The 14,258-nt window shown below is 61.7% G+C and carries 11 protein-coding genes, 1 tRNA gene and 1 pseudogene; 12 read left to right on the forward strand and 1 reads right to left on the reverse strand.

Annotated features, from left to right (window positions below):
* Window positions 1–48 precede the first annotated feature (48 nt).
* Window positions 49–136: transfer RNA gene (locus C8N42_RS18865), tRNA-Ser, on the forward strand.
* Window positions 137–708: 572 nt separating this feature from the next.
* Here C8N42_RS18865 and C8N42_RS18870 read toward each other — a convergent pair.
* Window positions 709–1,896, reverse strand: coding sequence for a LysR family transcriptional regulator (locus C8N42_RS18870; RefSeq protein WP_170109376.1), 1,188 nt, complete (start codon window positions 1,894–1,896; stop codon window positions 709–711).
* A 134-nt stretch (window positions 1,897–2,030) separates the two neighbouring features.
* Here C8N42_RS18870 and C8N42_RS18875 point away from each other — a divergent pair, with 134 nt between their 5' ends.
* The 11 genes and pseudogenes from C8N42_RS18875 to C8N42_RS22230 all read left to right on the forward strand — a co-directional run.
* Window positions 2,031–3,416, forward strand: a complete 1,386-nt coding sequence (locus C8N42_RS18875) for a dihydroorotase (RefSeq protein WP_107818033.1) — start codon at window positions 2,031–2,033, stop codon at window positions 3,414–3,416.
* Window positions 3,413–4,636: a Zn-dependent hydrolase gene (locus C8N42_RS18880; RefSeq protein WP_107818034.1), complete on the forward strand. Its 1,224-nt coding sequence runs from the start codon at window positions 3,413–3,415 to the stop codon at window positions 4,634–4,636. The genes C8N42_RS18875 and C8N42_RS18880 overlap by 4 nt, the downstream gene beginning before the upstream one ends.
* Window positions 4,637–4,650: 14 nt before the next feature.
* A complete protein-coding gene (locus C8N42_RS18885; protein ID WP_107818035.1) occupies window positions 4,651–5,751 on the forward strand; it encodes a thiohydantoin desulfurase in 1,101 nt (366 codons plus the stop codon).
* Window positions 5,744–7,402, forward strand: a complete 1,659-nt coding sequence (locus tag C8N42_RS18890) for a thiourocanate hydratase (protein WP_107818036.1) — start codon at window positions 5,744–5,746, stop codon at window positions 7,400–7,402. Before C8N42_RS18885 ends, C8N42_RS18890 begins: the two co-directional genes overlap by 8 nt.
* A gap of 84 nt (window positions 7,403–7,486) precedes the next feature.
* Window positions 7,487–8,482, forward strand: coding sequence for a TRAP transporter substrate-binding protein DctP (gene dctP / locus C8N42_RS18895; RefSeq protein WP_107818037.1), 996 nt, complete (start codon window positions 7,487–7,489; stop codon window positions 8,480–8,482).
* Between the two features lie 18 nt (window positions 8,483–8,500).
* Entirely contained in the window at window positions 8,501–9,058 is a 558-nt protein-coding gene (locus tag C8N42_RS18900; protein WP_107818038.1) for a TRAP transporter small permease, read from the forward strand.
* Window positions 9,059–9,061: 3 nt separating this feature from the next.
* Window positions 9,062–10,354 (forward strand): TRAP transporter large permease, encoded by a 1,293-nt coding sequence (locus tag C8N42_RS18905; protein WP_107818039.1) that lies wholly within the window; start codon window positions 9,062–9,064, stop codon window positions 10,352–10,354.
* Window positions 10,355–10,365: 11 nt separating this feature from the next.
* A complete protein-coding gene (locus C8N42_RS18910) occupies window positions 10,366–11,514 on the forward strand; it encodes a CaiB/BaiF CoA transferase family protein (RefSeq protein ID WP_107818040.1) in 1,149 nt (382 codons plus the stop codon).
* Between the two features lie 21 nt (window positions 11,515–11,535).
* Window positions 11,536–12,651 carry an acyl-CoA dehydrogenase family protein gene (locus C8N42_RS18915; protein WP_107818041.1) on the forward strand — a complete coding sequence of 372 codons (1,116 nt, stop codon included), beginning with the start codon at window positions 11,536–11,538 and terminating at the stop codon, window positions 12,649–12,651.
* A 9-nt stretch (window positions 12,652–12,660) separates the two neighbouring features.
* Window positions 12,661–13,593: an acyl-CoA dehydrogenase family protein gene (locus tag C8N42_RS18920; RefSeq protein WP_107818042.1), complete on the forward strand. Its 933-nt coding sequence runs from the start codon at window positions 12,661–12,663 to the stop codon at window positions 13,591–13,593.
* 154 nt (window positions 13,594–13,747) lie between these two features.
* Window positions 13,748–13,923 (forward strand): annotated as a pseudogene (locus C8N42_RS22230) (IS3 family transposase); the annotation flags it as partial.
* Window positions 13,924–14,258 lie beyond the last annotated feature (335 nt).

A 14,258-nucleotide genomic window follows, 5' to 3' on the forward strand; every position in this document is an offset into this window, starting at 1 on the left:
TCGTGACAAGCGCGTTAAGGCTCTGCGGATCGCATCCCATGCGCTCGCGGAGGAGTGGCAGAGTGGTCGAATGCACCGGTCTTGAAAACCGGCGATGTGCAAGCATCCGTGGGTTCGAATCCCACCTCCTCCGCCACCCACCCGGGTCTCACATTCCCATACGATTTGGCTTTGATTTTTCCCGACTTTTCCGTCGGTTGCAAAGCCGCGTCTGGGCCTGAGACGCTGAACTGACCTGAACATTCCGAACAATTCCCATCCGTCTCGGTCGGCCGTTTTCGCCGGTGGGGTTTGGTGCAGGATGACCCTGATATCAGGCAATTTACAGGCAATTTTGCACGAATTTGTTCTTTTGGCGCGTTTTGTTCGGAAATTCCGCATGCAATAACAATGGCTTGCGGGAGAATTCCTAAGGTTCGGAACAGGGAAGATATTTTCCTGATCAGGGATCAGCTGTTTTGGGCGAGTTCGAGGATCTGTTCCTGAGCAGCCCAAGACATCGAAATCTTGGTATGCACGAGTTTCTCCAGTGTCAGATCGACTGTGGCGTGATGCAAATATTGCTGTCACTGACTGCAAAAATTCGTGTCACGCCACAGGGGCCAGGTTGATTGTTCGTGCCTTGTCGGCCATTGGGCCTGGGGATAACGGCCTCAGATGCTGGCGGGCGTGTCGGGTCTCGGAAATTCCTTTGGAGTTAGCATCGTCTCAAGCGGGCGAGGGATGGGTGAACCGATCTTGAAGTTTTGTCAAGTTTGACCGGATCAGTTGTGCCAATCGCCGCCCTTTCGGCGTTCTGCGCCATGTGAGGTAGATGATCTGATCGAAACTGTCGGGAAGCGGCATGATGTTATGGATGTCTTGCGTGGTCGCGTGGCGTGGCAAAATGCTGTTGGCGGCGCCGGAATGCGCCATGTTGACGATGATCGGCAAAGAATCGATTTCGACCAGAGAGGTCAGGTTGCGCCAATCCGGTCCGGCATAGGTATCAAAGAACCGTTCCGCCAGTTGGCGCAGGCCGCTGCGCCGGGATTGCAGCGCCAAAGGCTGGCGTCGCAAGGCCGCCCGCAGCCCTTCCTCATCGCGATAATCCTTGGGCAAATTCAGCCCCGCCATCGCTACGCCGCCACGCAGCACGGGTGTTTGCGCATAGGTCGGATCATTCAGAGCGGCATCGAGCAGGATGCAATCGAAGCGCCCTGTGTCGAGCCCCATGAGCAAATCTTCCGCGAGCGTCGAGGCGATGGAGACGCGCAGCCCCTGTCGATTGTGCATCTCCGTATTGAGCCCGGCCAAAAGCGTGGCCAGCTCCCCGAAGGGCGTGGCGGGAATGATCGAACCCAAACTGTACCGCCGGGACACCTGACTATGCTGCGGCTCCGACACCCGGGACAAGGCCCGCCATTCGGCCTCGAGCTGGCCTGTCAGGTTGACCAGTCTGAGGCCTTCGGGTGTCGGGTCGATACCCTTGGGTCCGCGCAGGATCAGCGTGGTGTCGAGCGTGCGCTCCAAAAGGCTGATCTGTCGTGTGAGCTGCGGTTGTGCCAGATTCATCTGTTCGGCCGCGCGGCGGATGGAGCCGACGCGTAACGCTTCGGCCAGTCGGAACAAGGCCGCGAAACTGATGGAGGTGTCCGGCACGAGATCGGCCTCACATGTCAGGATCTGACGGCACAGGGCGGCGAGGCGCGCGATGGCGGGCGCCCGTCGTTGCGCGTCGATCGTCAGGGAAATGCCGTCTTCGCCGCGTCGTACCAGTGGAAATCCCAAATCGTCCTCAAGCCGCGTCAAGGAGGCCCCGATGCTGGACACCGGCTGGCCACTGGCGCGAGAGGCAGCGCGGACCCCGCCATGCCGCAAGGCCAGATCCGCCAAAATGATCGTGGAACTTCTCATGTCTTTGCGTATCCCGTGTCCATATTTTGACATATGCCATAAAAAAATATCCCGCGCTATGTTGATCGAAAGAGATGACAGGGACGGGGCCAGCGGCGTTTCCGCCGCGGCGGGCGCCGCTGAAAGGAGACGGAATGTCGGATTTCGATTTGGTTCTGACGGGGCATGTCGTTCTGTGCGACCGCGAAGTGGAGAATGGGTTCGTGGCCGTCCGCGATGGCAAAATCGCTCTTTTGGGTGAAGGCTCGGCCCCCTTTGCGCGTGAGCGCCACGATCTCGGCGCGGCCATGATCCTGCCCGGCGCCGTCGATGCTCAGGTGCATTCCCTGTCGCAAAAGGGCGCCGAAGGCTTTGCCGCATCGACTGCCGCCGCCGCGGCAGGTGGGGTCACGACCATCGTGGATATGCCCTATGACGAGGGCAATCTCGTCTGTTCTGCCAAAGCTGTCCGCCTCAAGGCGGAAGAGGCTGAAGCCGAGGCCCGCGTGGATGTGGCGCTTTATGGCACGATTGACCCGACAGAGGGCGCAGCCCGGATCTCGGAACAGGCCGAGGCCGGTGTCTGCGGTTTCAAATTCTCGACCTTCGGCACCGATCCGAAACGATTCCCGCGCATCTCTCCGGCGCTCTTGATGACCTGTTTCGCCGAGGTCGCGAAAACCGGGCTGGCCGCCGGGGTTCATAACGAGGACGACGCCTTCGTGCGCGAGGCGATTGCTGCTGTCGAGGCCGCAGGCATCACCGATTGGCGCGCTCATGGGCTCTCGCGTCCGCCGATGACGGAGATTCTGGCGGCGTTGCAGATCTATGAAACCGGCGTGGTCACCGGCTGTCCGGCGCATGTGGTGCATTGCTCGCTTGGGCGCGGCTATGAGATCGCCAAACGCTATCGCGACGAGGGGCATCACGCCACGGTCGAATGCTGTATCCATTACCTTACGCTCGACGAGGAAAACGATGTCGCCCGGTTGGGCGGCAAGGCCAAGATCAACCCACCGATCCGCCCGCGCGAAGAGGTGGAGCGGCTCTGGCGGCACGTCGCGGCGGGTAATGTCTCCATGGTCTCGACCGATCATGTGAGTTGGTCCGAGGACCGCAAAACCGATCCGGTGATGTTGAAAAACGCCTCCGGGGTGCCGGGGCTGGAAGTGATGATCCCGCTCTTCGTCAAAGGCGCGCTGGCGCGGGGCATTCCCCTGACCTGGGCGGCGCGGCTTTTGGCCGAGAACCCGGCACGTTATTTCCGTATTGATCACGCCAAGGGCGGTCTCGCCGTCGGACGAGACGCCGATCTGACGGTGTTGGAACCGGTTGCGAAAACCTATGACGCGCGCGCCAGCACGGTCTCGGTTGCGGGCTGGTCGCCTTATGATGGGATCGAACTGCCTTGGACGACGGCGGGCACATGGCTGCGCGGGGCGCAGATATTTGACGGGACGACGGTTCTGGCGGCTCCTGGCAATGGTGCATTCGTGCGACCCCAGCGTCCGCTGGGCCTGCGCAAGACGGTGCACGCATGAGCAATCTGCGCGTTCGCACCGACCGGATCGCCGCCGATCTGACGGCGCTGTCACAGATCACCGACCCGGATCGCCCTTGGACCCGTCGTGCCTTTTCGCCACGTTTCGACGAAGGGCGCAATTGGTTGGCCGCGCGTTTTGCTGAAGCCGGTCTGACGGTCACGACGGATGCCGGGGGCAATCTGATCGGGACGCGGAGGGGCACAGAAAGCCTTGGCACCATCATGCTGGGCTCGCATTCCGACACTGTCCCGGACGGTGGCCGGTTTGATGGGGTTGCCGGTGTTCTTGTGGCGCTGGAAGTGGCCCGAAGCCTTGCTGAACGTGGCATCGAGTTGCGGCACGATCTGGCGGTCACGGATTTTCTGGCCGAGGAAGTTTCCGTCTTCGGTGTGTCCTGTATTGGCTCGCGCGCCATGGCGGGTGTGCTGCCCGACAGCTGGATGCCGTTGCAGCATGAGGGCCGCTCGCTCGATCAGGCGATGCGCGATGTCGGCGGCGATCCCGCCTTGCTTACGGCGCGCAGCGACATCCGCGCCTTTCTCGAACTGCACATCGAACAGGGTCCGGTGTTGGAAAGCTCCGGCACGGATCTCGGGCTGGTCACCACGATTGCCGGCATCACCCGTGTCGAGGTCATCCTCACGGGCCGCCCGGATCACGCCGGGACGACCCCGATGGGCCATCGCGCGGATGCGCTCGTGGCGGCCTCGGGGCTGATCGCCGCGATTGATGCCGAAGCCATCACGCGCAGCGAGCAAGGCTCGCATTTCACCGCAACCGTGGGCGAATTTTCCATCGAACCGGGGGCGGCGAATGTGGTGCCCGGGCGAGTGCGGATGCTGATTGATGCGCGCTCTGAGGAGCGAGCGCAGATGCTCGGGTTCCTCGACTGGCTGGACAGGTCCACAGAAAGTTTGCCGAAGGGGATTTCCGCCGAGGTGACGCGGCTCTCCGACAACCCGCCGACGGGAATGGACCGTGCACTTGTCGATCATCTCGAAAGCGCCTCGGCGCGGGTCGGCGCCTCTGTCACCCGCATGGTGTCGGGTGCCGGGCATGATGCGGCCTTCATGGCGCGGATCGCGCCTGCGGCCATGGTGTTTGTGCCCTGTCTCAGAGGGCGTTCTCATTGCTCCGAAGAATGGGCGGAGGCGACCGATATTGCCTTAGGGGCGGAGGTCTTGGTGGAAACCGTCATTGCCGTGGATCAGACTTAAAGGAAGGAACATAAATGCGTCGTATTTTGACCGAAAAAGACGTCGAACCTGCCGTGCGCGGTGGCTCGGTCTATGCCGCCGGGGGCGGTGGCTGGGCCGATCACGGGCGCCAGCTTGGCTATGCTGCCGTTGGGGCTGGCCAACCGGAACTCGTCAGCATAGACGAATTGAACGAAGAGGATTGGGTCGCGACTGCGGCCGCCATCGGCGCACCGGCCTCGACCACGCCCTGGGAAATGCGCGGTGTCGATTACATCAAGGCCGTCGAGCTGTTGAATGAGGCGCTGGGCACCCCCGTAGCCGGGCTGATGGTCGGACAGAATGGCAAAAGCTCCACCCTGAATGGCTGGCTTCCGGCCTCCATCCTTGGCTGCAAGGTGATTGACGCCGTGGGCGATATCCGGGCGCATCCGACGGGTGACATGGGCTCCATCGGCATGGCCGGATCGGACGAACAGATGATCCAGACCGCCGTCGGCGGCAACCGCGATCAGAACCGCTACATCGAACTGGTGACCCGGGGCGCGACGGCCAAGGTCTCGCCGATCCTGCGCACGGCCTCCGATATGTCGGGCGGTTTCATTGCCTCGGCGCGCAATCCTCTGCGGGCGAGCTACGTGGCGCGCAATGCGGCGCTGGGCGGGATCTCGATGGCGCTCGATCTCGGACATGCGATCCTTTCTGCCGAACCGAAAGGCAGTGCTGCGGTCATCGACGCCATTGTCGAAAAGACGCAAGGCACGATCCTGATCGAGGGCAAGATCACGGCCAAGGATGTGCGTTACACGAATGAAGCCTTCGACATCGGCACCGTCACGGTGGGGCAGGGCGACCAAGCGATGACGTTGCATGTGATGAACGAATATATGGCCGTGGACGATGCCGGTGGCGCGCGTCTTGCCAGTTTCCCGGATGTGATCACCACGCTGTCGAGCGAGGCCGAGCCGCTCTCCGTGGGTCAATTGGAGGTGGGCATGACCGTGCATGTGTTGCATGTGCCGCGTCAGGTGATCCCGCTGGGCGCCGGGGTGTTGGACCCCGCCGTCTACCCGCCGGTCGAACGGGCCATGGGGATCGAATTGGCGCGCTATGTTCTGGAGGGTCACAATGCCTAAAGACAACCCGCGTCACCCCGATTTCCCGATCCCCGGCGGGCCTGAACGGCGGGCAAAGACTTGGCGGGCCGAAGGGCTTTTGCGGCTCATGGAGAATGTGCTGGCAGTTGGCGAAGCGCCGGAGAAACTCATCGTCTATGCGGCCCTTGGCCGGGCGGCGCGCAACTGGCCGGCGCATGATGCCATCGTCAAAACGCTCTGCGAGATGGAGGAGGATCAGACATTGGTGATCCAGTCTGGCAAGCCGGTGGGGCTTTTGCGCACACATAAGGGCGCGCCGATGGTGGTCATGGCAAATTGCAACATCGTGGGGCAATGGGCCAAGCCCGAAGTGTTCTATGATTTTGAGCGCAAGGGTTTGATTTGTTGGGGCGGTCTGACGGCGGGCGCCTGGCAATACATCGGCAGCCAGGGCGTCATTCAGGGCACCTATGAAATCTTCATGCGGATCGCGGAGCGGCGGTTCAATGGTTCTCTGGCCGGGCGTTTCATTCTGACCGCCGGTCTCGGCGGCATGGGCGGTGCGCAGCCTTTGGCCGGGCGCATGGCCGGTGCGGCTATTCTCTGTCTCGATGTCGATGCGGAGCGGGCTAAGAAACGTCAGGAGATCGGGTATCTCGATGAGATCGCCCCGGACCTCGACACCGCTCTGGCGATGATCAAGGCGGCGACTGACGAAGGCCGCGCCGTTTCGGTGGCTCTGGTCGCGAATGCGGCAGAGGTCTATCCCGAGATTTTGGCACGCGGGATCGTCCCGGATATCGTCAGCGATCAGACCTCTGCGCATGATCTGGTCTATGGCTATGTGCCGGAGGGCTATGACCTCGCCCGTGTGCAGCGGCTGCGCGATCAAAACCCGGAGGAGCTAATCGAAGCCGGGCGCGAAAGCATCGCGCATCAGGTGACAGCGATGCTCGGGTTTCAAAGGGCGGGCGCCGAAGTCTTTGACAACGGCAACCTGATCCGCACACAGGCCAAGGCTGCCGGGATCGAAGACGCCTTCGACATTCCAATTTTCACCGAAGCCTATCTGCGTCCGCTGTTTGCGCGTGCGATTGGGCCGTTCCGCTGGATGGCGCTGTCGGGCGAAGAATCCGACATTGCCAAGATCGACGACGTGTTGCTGGAGATGTTCCCGGACAATAAGATTGTCACCAACTGGATCAAACTGGCGCGCGCGCATGTGCCCTTCGAGGGCCTGCCGGCGCGCATCGCATGGCTCGGGCATGGCGAACGGACGGCTTTGGCGCGTCGGGTGAACGACATGGTTGCCGCTGGCGAACTGGCCGGACCCGTCGCCTTTTCCCGCGATCACCTCGATGCCGGGGGCATGGCCCATCCGAACATCATGACCGAAGGGATGCGGGACGGCTCCGACGCGATTGCAGACTGGCCGTTGCTTGATGCGATGACGCTCTGTTCTTCGGGCGCCGATCTCGTTGCGATCCACTCGGGCGGCGGCGGCTATGCCGGGTTCATGACCTCCGCAGGTGTGACCGTGGTGGCGGATGGCACCAAAGACGCCGACACCCGGATCGACCTGTCTTTGACCAATGATACCGCGCTGGGCGTGATCCGATATGCCGATGCCGGCTACCCGGACGCGCTCGATGAGGCGCGGGTCGGAAAGGTCGGTCACATCGCTCTCTGACCGATCCTGCCGGGAGCGACAGCTGTGTGGCTCCCGGTCCTCTTAAAAAAACTTTAAAGACCTCTCAACAACAGGGAAACCATCATGAAACAACTGAAATCACTTCTCGCTGCGACCGTCTTTCTGGCTGCTCCGGCCTTTGCACAGGAGAGCGTGACGCTCAAATACTCGTCCTTCCTTCCGGCGACGACGGTCAACAACGCCTTGTCGGCCCCCGCTCTGGCTGCACGTCTGGACGAGTTGACGGACGGCGCGTTGAAAGTCGAGCTTTACCCCGGCGGCTCTTTGGTGTCCGGCGGTGAGGTGCAGATGAAACTAGTGCTCGACGGGGTGGCCGATATCGCGGAGATTCCGCTGCCCTACACGCCGGGCCGGGTCACCGGGCTCGATGTCTTCGAATTGCCGAACATGGCGCAGAGCAATTCCGATGGCGCGCTGGCGAGCATTGCCCTGATCGACCAAGGGTTGATCGGCGGCATGGACGATCTGATCGCTCTGGGCATGTTGCAATCCGGTCCCTACTATATCCATACCAAGGATGAGATCAGCAGCTTGGACGATCTGCGCGGCAAGAAGCTGCGCGTTTCGGGGCAGACACAGGCCCAGATCGTCAGCCGCCTCGGCGCCGTGCCGGTCTCCAACATCCCGGCCACCGCGATGGCGGAAAACGTCAGCCGAGGCCTGATCGACGGCGCTTTGGTCGACACCGGGAACCTCTATAACTTCGGGGTCGGAGATCTTTTGACCTATCACGTCACCAATCTGCCGCTTGGCTCCTTTGCCGTGCTGTTCGGCCTGTCCAAAGCGAAATACGACACGCTTCCGCCCGCCTCTCAAGCCGCAATCGACAGCGTGAAGGGCGATTGGTACACCACAGTTCTGGGTGGCAATATGGACAAGCAGACACAGGATGTCGTGGCCCGGCTGGAGGCTTCCGAAGCGCATCATTTCGTCACCCTGAGCGACGACGATTTGGCGCGTGCCGATAAGGTCCTGTCGCAGGTCACCGATAAATGGGTCGAGAAAGCCCCGGAAAACGCCGGCATTCTCGAAGCTGCGCGCACGGCACTCGGCCAGTAAACCACAAGAGGTGAGGTCATGTTGAAACTGGCAAATGCAATTGCCGTCATCGGCCTCACCGCCTTGCTGGCGGTGACGGGGCTGGTGTTGTTCGAAGTGGCGCTGCGCTCCGAAGCCATGCTGGCGCTCAGAGATGTCTGGCCCTGGCTGGATGACGCCTTGTTCGATCTCGGTTTGGATGGGATCAGCGATCTCTACGCCCCCCTGGGCATCGTGGCCGTGGCCGCCTGTTTTCCGGCGATGGTCTCGACCCGCTCCGCCATCACTGTGCGCTTCGTCACGCAAACTCTGTCCTGGCGTCTGCGTGAAGGCTTCGAGGCCATGGGCTCCCTCTGCCTGTCCGCCATGTTCGCGCTCATGGCATGGTGGGTCACGGGCTACACCCTCGATCTCTGGCGCAGTGGCGAAACCACCTGGCTCATGGAACTGCCGCGCTGGCATGCCTGGGCCGTGGCCTGCTTCTGTCTGTGGGTGGCCGTGGGCATTCAGGCGATCATCAGCCTCAGACAGGTTTTGCGGGCCTGTGCCAGTCACGAACCCGAGCCCCTCCCGCAACCCATTTCTGATCTGGAGTAAGTCATGTCCCCCATTCTCATTGGAGGTCTCGGACTTCTGTGCCTTCTCGGCGTGATCCTCCTTAATGTTCCGATCGCGACCGCCATGGCGCTTGTCGGTGTCATCGGCACCTTGGTGCTCGACCCGCTGGCTTCTGTGTTTTCGCTCTTTGGCACCTCGACCGTGCAAGCCCTGTCGTCTCAGGATCTGATCGTTATTCCGCTGTTCATTCTGATGGGCGGTTTCGCCATCGTCTCCGGGCTTTCGACAGAAATCTACCGGCTGGCCTATGCCTGGGGCGGTCATCTGCGGGGTGGTCTTGCGATCACCACCGTGGGCACCAGCGCGATCTTTGGCGCGATCTGCGGCTCCTCCGTGGCAACCACCGCGACCATGGTGCAGGTGGCCCTGCCTGAAATGCGCCGCCGCGGTTATTCCGATGCGCTTATCGCGGGCTCCATCGCCGGGGGCGGCACGCTCGGCTCGCTGATCCCGCCTTCGGTGATCATGGTCGTCTACGCCATCCTGACCCAGCAAAGCGTGCTCGATCTGTTTCGCGCGGCGGTCATTCCCGGTCTGGTCGCGATTGCGCTCTATTTTCTCGCCATTCGGCTGTTCCTGATGCGCCACCCCGGCGATGGTCAGCCTGCGCCGCGCGCCAACTGGGGCGAGCGAGTGCGTGCCACGACACAGGCGAGGCTGACCTTGCTTGTCGCCGGTGTCATGCTGGGCGGGATTTACAGTGGCATCTTTACTGTCACGGAAGGTGCGGCCATCGGCGTCCTTCTGGTGCTCGCGGCGAGCCTGTTGCGCAAAAAGCTGACGCGGGAAAACTTTGCCGCGACCCTCATTCGGGCGGCGTCGAATATCGGCATGATCTACCTGATCCTGATCGGTGCGGAGATCTACAAAAGCTTCCTGACGCTCTCCGGTCTGCCTGCGGCCACCGTGGCCTGGGTCGGGGGGCTCGATCTTCCGCCGATGGTGATCATTTCGGTGGTGATCCTGCTCTATCTCGCCCTCGGCTGCGTGTTCGATGCGATGGCAGCGATGATCCTGACGATGCCTTTCGTCTTTCCGCTCGTGGTCGGTCAACTCGGCTTCGATCCCGTGTGGTGGGGCATCATGAACGTGATGATCATCGAGATCGGCATGATCACGCCCCCCGTCGGGATCAATATTTTCGTGCTGAACGGCATGCGGCCTGACCTTGCGATCAAGGATATCTATCGTGGCATAACGCCCTTCGTGGCTGTCGATCTGATCCGCATCCTGATCTTTTTGCTGTTCCCCGGGCTGATGCTGGTTCTGGTGTAAAGGAGGCTGTGATGACACAGACGATCAACCGCCCTCTGGAGGGGGTCCGTATCCTCGATTTCACTCGTGTGCTTTCCGGGCCGTTTTGCACCGCCATGCTGGCCGATATCGGCGCCGAGGTGATCAAGATCGAAAGCCCGACCGGCGACGATCAACGCCACATGGGGGCGATGCGCGATGGGCAGTCCGTTAGTTTCGAACTGATCAACCGCAACAAGAAAAGCCTGTGCCTCGATCTGAAATCCCCGGAGGCGCGGAAGGTGATCATGGAGCTGGTGGCGTCCTGCGATGTGGTGGTCGAAAATTTCCGCCCCGGCGTCGCGTCGCGTCTGGGCGTGGATTACGACACACTGCGCGTGGTGCGCCAAGATTTGATCCATTGCGCGATTTCCGGCTTCGGGCAGGAGGGTCCTCTGACCAAACGCCCAGCCTATGATGTGGTGGCGCAGGCGATGAGCGGGTTCATGAGCCTCACCGGCGAGCCGGGGCGCCCGCCCGTTCTGGCGGGGGATTCGATCGGCGACACGGTGCCCGGCATTTATGCCGCCTGGGCGATCTGTGCAGCTTTGTTCCGGCGGGAACGCACGGGGCAGGGCGGGCAGATCGACGTCGCCATGTTCGACTGTCTGTTCTCGCTCCTGCCGACTGCATTGGCGCAATTCCAAACCACCGGCACGGCGCCGGAGCGCACCGGATCGACGCATCCCCTGTCCGCCCCCTTTGGCGCGTTTCAGGCACAGGACGGGCATTTCGTGCTCGCCGTCGCCAATGCGCCGCTTTTTGCGCGACTGTCCGAGGCGATGGGGCTGCCCGATCTGCCCGCCGATACGCGGTTTGCCGACGATCAGAAACGCCGCGCGCATGAGGGCGATTTGCGCGCCATCATCGAGGGCTGGAGCGCCGACAAACCGGTTGCGGAGGTGATTGATCTCTTCGAAGCCAACGGCATTCCCGCCGCGCCGATCTGGAACATGGCCGACGCCGCCGCCAGCCCGCAGGTCGTGGTGCGCGATCTGCTCTCACGTCAGGTCGAGACGGCAGCAGGCCCGCTCGATTTGCCGGAGCAACCGGTGCAATTCGTCGGCTGCCCGCGCGGTGAGCAAAACCCGGCCCCGCGCCTTGGGGCGGATGAGGCGCTCCGGGCCGCTCTGGACATCTGAATTACCTATCAGGAGACTTCCATGAATCTTGACTTTTCCCCCGAGGATCGGGCTTTTTTCGCGCGCGTAAAGGACAGGTTGTCCGGCGCTCTGCCCGAGGATATCGCGGCCACTATTCGCACCAACCAGCCGCCCTCGAAAGAGGAGATGCTGCGCTGGCAGGAGGTGTTGGCGGCAGAGAACTGGCTGGCGGCCGGGTGGCCCACCGAATTCGGTGGGCCGGGGCTGACCCCGACCCAGCGCTATCTGTTCGAACAGGCCTATGGGGCGCTCTATGCGCCGCCGCCGGTGCAATTCGGCATCACGATGGTCGGTCCGATCCTCTACACCTATGGCTCGGAGGAGCAGAAACAGCGCTTCCTGCCGCCGATCCGTGAAAACCGGACCTGGTGGTGTCAGGGTTATTCCGAACCGGGTGCGGGCTCCGATCTTGCCAGCCTGCGCACCACGGCGGTGCTGGACGGCGACAGTTACGTCGTCAACGGTCAAAAGACCTGGACGACCTGGGCGCAATGGGCGGACTGGATGTTTTGTCTGGTCAAAACCGACCTGACGGTCAAACCGCAGGCGGGTATCAGCTTCCTGTTGATCGACATGAAAAGCGCCGGCATCACGGTGCGTCCGATCCGTACCATCGACGGTGACACCGAAATCAACGAGGTGTTCCTAGACAATGTGCGGGTGCCTGTCGAGAACCGTATCGGGGGCGAAGGGCAGGGCTGGACCTATGCCAAGGTGCTTCTTGAACACGAACGTTTCATCATGTCGGGGGCGGCTCGGTCGCGGCGCGATCTCACGGCGCTTCGGGCGCTGGACCGGGGCGGGTTCACCGCACGGATCGAGGCGCTCGATACGGAACTTCTGGCGCTGGAATATCTCGAATTGCGTCTGCTGTCGGCGATGAATGCCGGGGGCAATCCGGGGCCACGCACATCGGCGCTGAAAATTCGCGGCACGGAGATCACGCAGGCGATTTCGAAACTTCGTCTCGACATGGCGCGTGATTGGGGGGACGAGAAACCGGAGGTTTTGCAGAACGCCGAAAGCAATTGGCTCAACCTGCGCAAGCTGACCATCTGGGGCGGATCGAACGAGATTCAGCGCAATGTGATGGCCAAGGTCGTATTGGGGATTTGAAGGGGTAGAATGATGGATTTTGAACTGAATGACACCGAGCGCATGCTCTGCGACACTCTGGATCGGTTCGCGATGACCGCGCCCTCAGAGACCGGCACGCATTGGCAACACTGCGTCGACATGGGCTGGCACATCGCCTCTGTGTCTGAAGAGCTTGGGGGCTTCGATCTTGGGCTCAACGGGCCGGTTCTTGTGGCGCGCAGCCTAGGAGGGATGTTGTCGCCTGTGGACTGGGCGCGGGAGGCGGTGCTCCCGGCCCTGTTGCTGACGGGACTGTCGCTGAAAGAGCCGCGTGCGGTGCAGGCGCTCGAAGGCTTTCTGACGGGCACGTTGAGGGTCGTTGTTGCGGTTGCCGATGCGAAAAACCGGGTCGTTCTGCCCGCGGCTTTGCCCGTCGATCTGTTGCTGGTGCTGACAGAGGAGGGGACCCGCGTGCTCTGGCAGGAACAGCCCGAGATGACGGGGGTGGAAAAGAAGTCCGTCGACGGGGAACAGACGGTGTCGATCCGGCTGTCCGAGGCGTCGGGGCAGGCTTTGTCCAAAGACCTCACCGACCGTCTGCGGACTGCCGCCCATGTGGTCGCCGCGGCGGATCGTTTGGGCGCCATGGAGAAAGCCTTTGCCATGACGCTGGACTATTGCCGGACACGGCATCAGTTCGGGCGGCCCTTGAGCGGGTTTCAGGCGTTGCAGCATCGTCTCGTCGACATGTTCATCGCCTGTGACGAGACGGAGGCGCTTGTTCTGGCCGCCGCCATGGCCGCGACCGGAGAACGGTCTGACGCGATGCGATTGGCGACGGCGGCCTGGACTCGGGCGTGCGATCTTGGACAGAGTCTCGGCGAAGAGGCGATCCAGCTGCACGGTGGCATCGGCATGACCGAAGAATGTGATGTCGGGCGCTATGTGAAACGCATGATGGCGCGACGGCCGGTCTTGTAGGCACTCATGCTGGCGATGTTCTTTGGCTTGCTGCCGGTTTCGTGGACTGGCAGCTTAAGCTTTCATAGCTCTCTCCTCGAATGTCATAGGGTTTAGATGGCCTTGTCAAAAGACCGAGCAGAACCCCGATCTGATGCGGCGGATCGACCATTTTGTGAACCAGAAACGGATACACCGGCTGATGCGCCTGATGGGGTTGATGCCGATCTATCAAATGCCCAATACCAAGCAGGCCGGCGAAAGGGCACAAGACCTATCCCTACCTGTTGAGAGGTCTGCGGGTGGATCGTCCGAACCAGGTCTGGTGCTTGGACATTACTTATCTGCCTCCTCTCGGCAGATTTGCGTTGCAAATCGCCTGCCGGACAATGGATACGCCGCATTCGCCATCGGGCTCGAATCGATGGCGCCTCGATGGCTCATCCCTGTATCTGGTCACCATTATAGACTGGCACACCCGCGAGGTTCTGCTCTGGCGGATATCGAACACGCTAGAAGTCGTTGTTCACTACAATCGCCCCCCCGGGACCGATTGATTAACGCTCCAACTCTGCGTTGAGGCGCTAAACGTGAGCTGCTGCCGGTTTCGTGGACACCGAGATAAGGTGTTAATGAAACTGGAGAATCTACATGACAAGAAGGATGTTCAGCCGCGAGTTCAAACA

Origin of the sequence: Celeribacter persicus (assembly GCF_003050785.1) — a bacterium.
Classification (GTDB): domain Bacteria; phylum Pseudomonadota; class Alphaproteobacteria; order Rhodobacterales; family Rhodobacteraceae; genus Celeribacter; species Celeribacter persicus.

Bases quoted from the DNA above. Each gene is read 5' to 3' on its own strand.
- C8N42_RS18870 (WP_170109376.1), bottom strand. From the start codon at position 1,896: ATGAGAAGTTCCACGATCATTTTGGCGGATCTGGCCTTGCGGCATGGC.
- C8N42_RS18875 (WP_107818033.1), top strand. From the start codon at position 2,031: ATGTCGGATTTCGATTTGGTTCTGACGGGGCATGTCGTTCTGTGCGAC.
- C8N42_RS18880 (WP_107818034.1), top strand. From the start codon at position 3,413: ATGAGCAATCTGCGCGTTCGCACCGACCGGATCGCCGCCGATCTGACG.
- C8N42_RS18885 (WP_107818035.1), top strand. From the start codon at position 4,651: ATGCGTCGTATTTTGACCGAAAAAGACGTCGAACCTGCCGTGCGCGGT.
- C8N42_RS18890 (WP_107818036.1), top strand. From the start codon at position 5,744: ATGCCTAAAGACAACCCGCGTCACCCCGATTTCCCGATCCCCGGCGGG.
- dctP (WP_107818037.1), top strand. From the start codon at position 7,487: ATGAAACAACTGAAATCACTTCTCGCTGCGACCGTCTTTCTGGCTGCT.
- C8N42_RS18900 (WP_107818038.1), top strand. From the start codon at position 8,501: ATGTTGAAACTGGCAAATGCAATTGCCGTCATCGGCCTCACCGCCTTG.
- C8N42_RS18905 (WP_107818039.1), top strand. From the start codon at position 9,062: ATGTCCCCCATTCTCATTGGAGGTCTCGGACTTCTGTGCCTTCTCGGC.
- C8N42_RS18910 (WP_107818040.1), top strand. From the start codon at position 10,366: ATGACACAGACGATCAACCGCCCTCTGGAGGGGGTCCGTATCCTCGAT.
- C8N42_RS18915 (WP_107818041.1), top strand. From the start codon at position 11,536: ATGAATCTTGACTTTTCCCCCGAGGATCGGGCTTTTTTCGCGCGCGTA.
- C8N42_RS18920 (WP_107818042.1), top strand. From the start codon at position 12,661: ATGATGGATTTTGAACTGAATGACACCGAGCGCATGCTCTGCGACACT.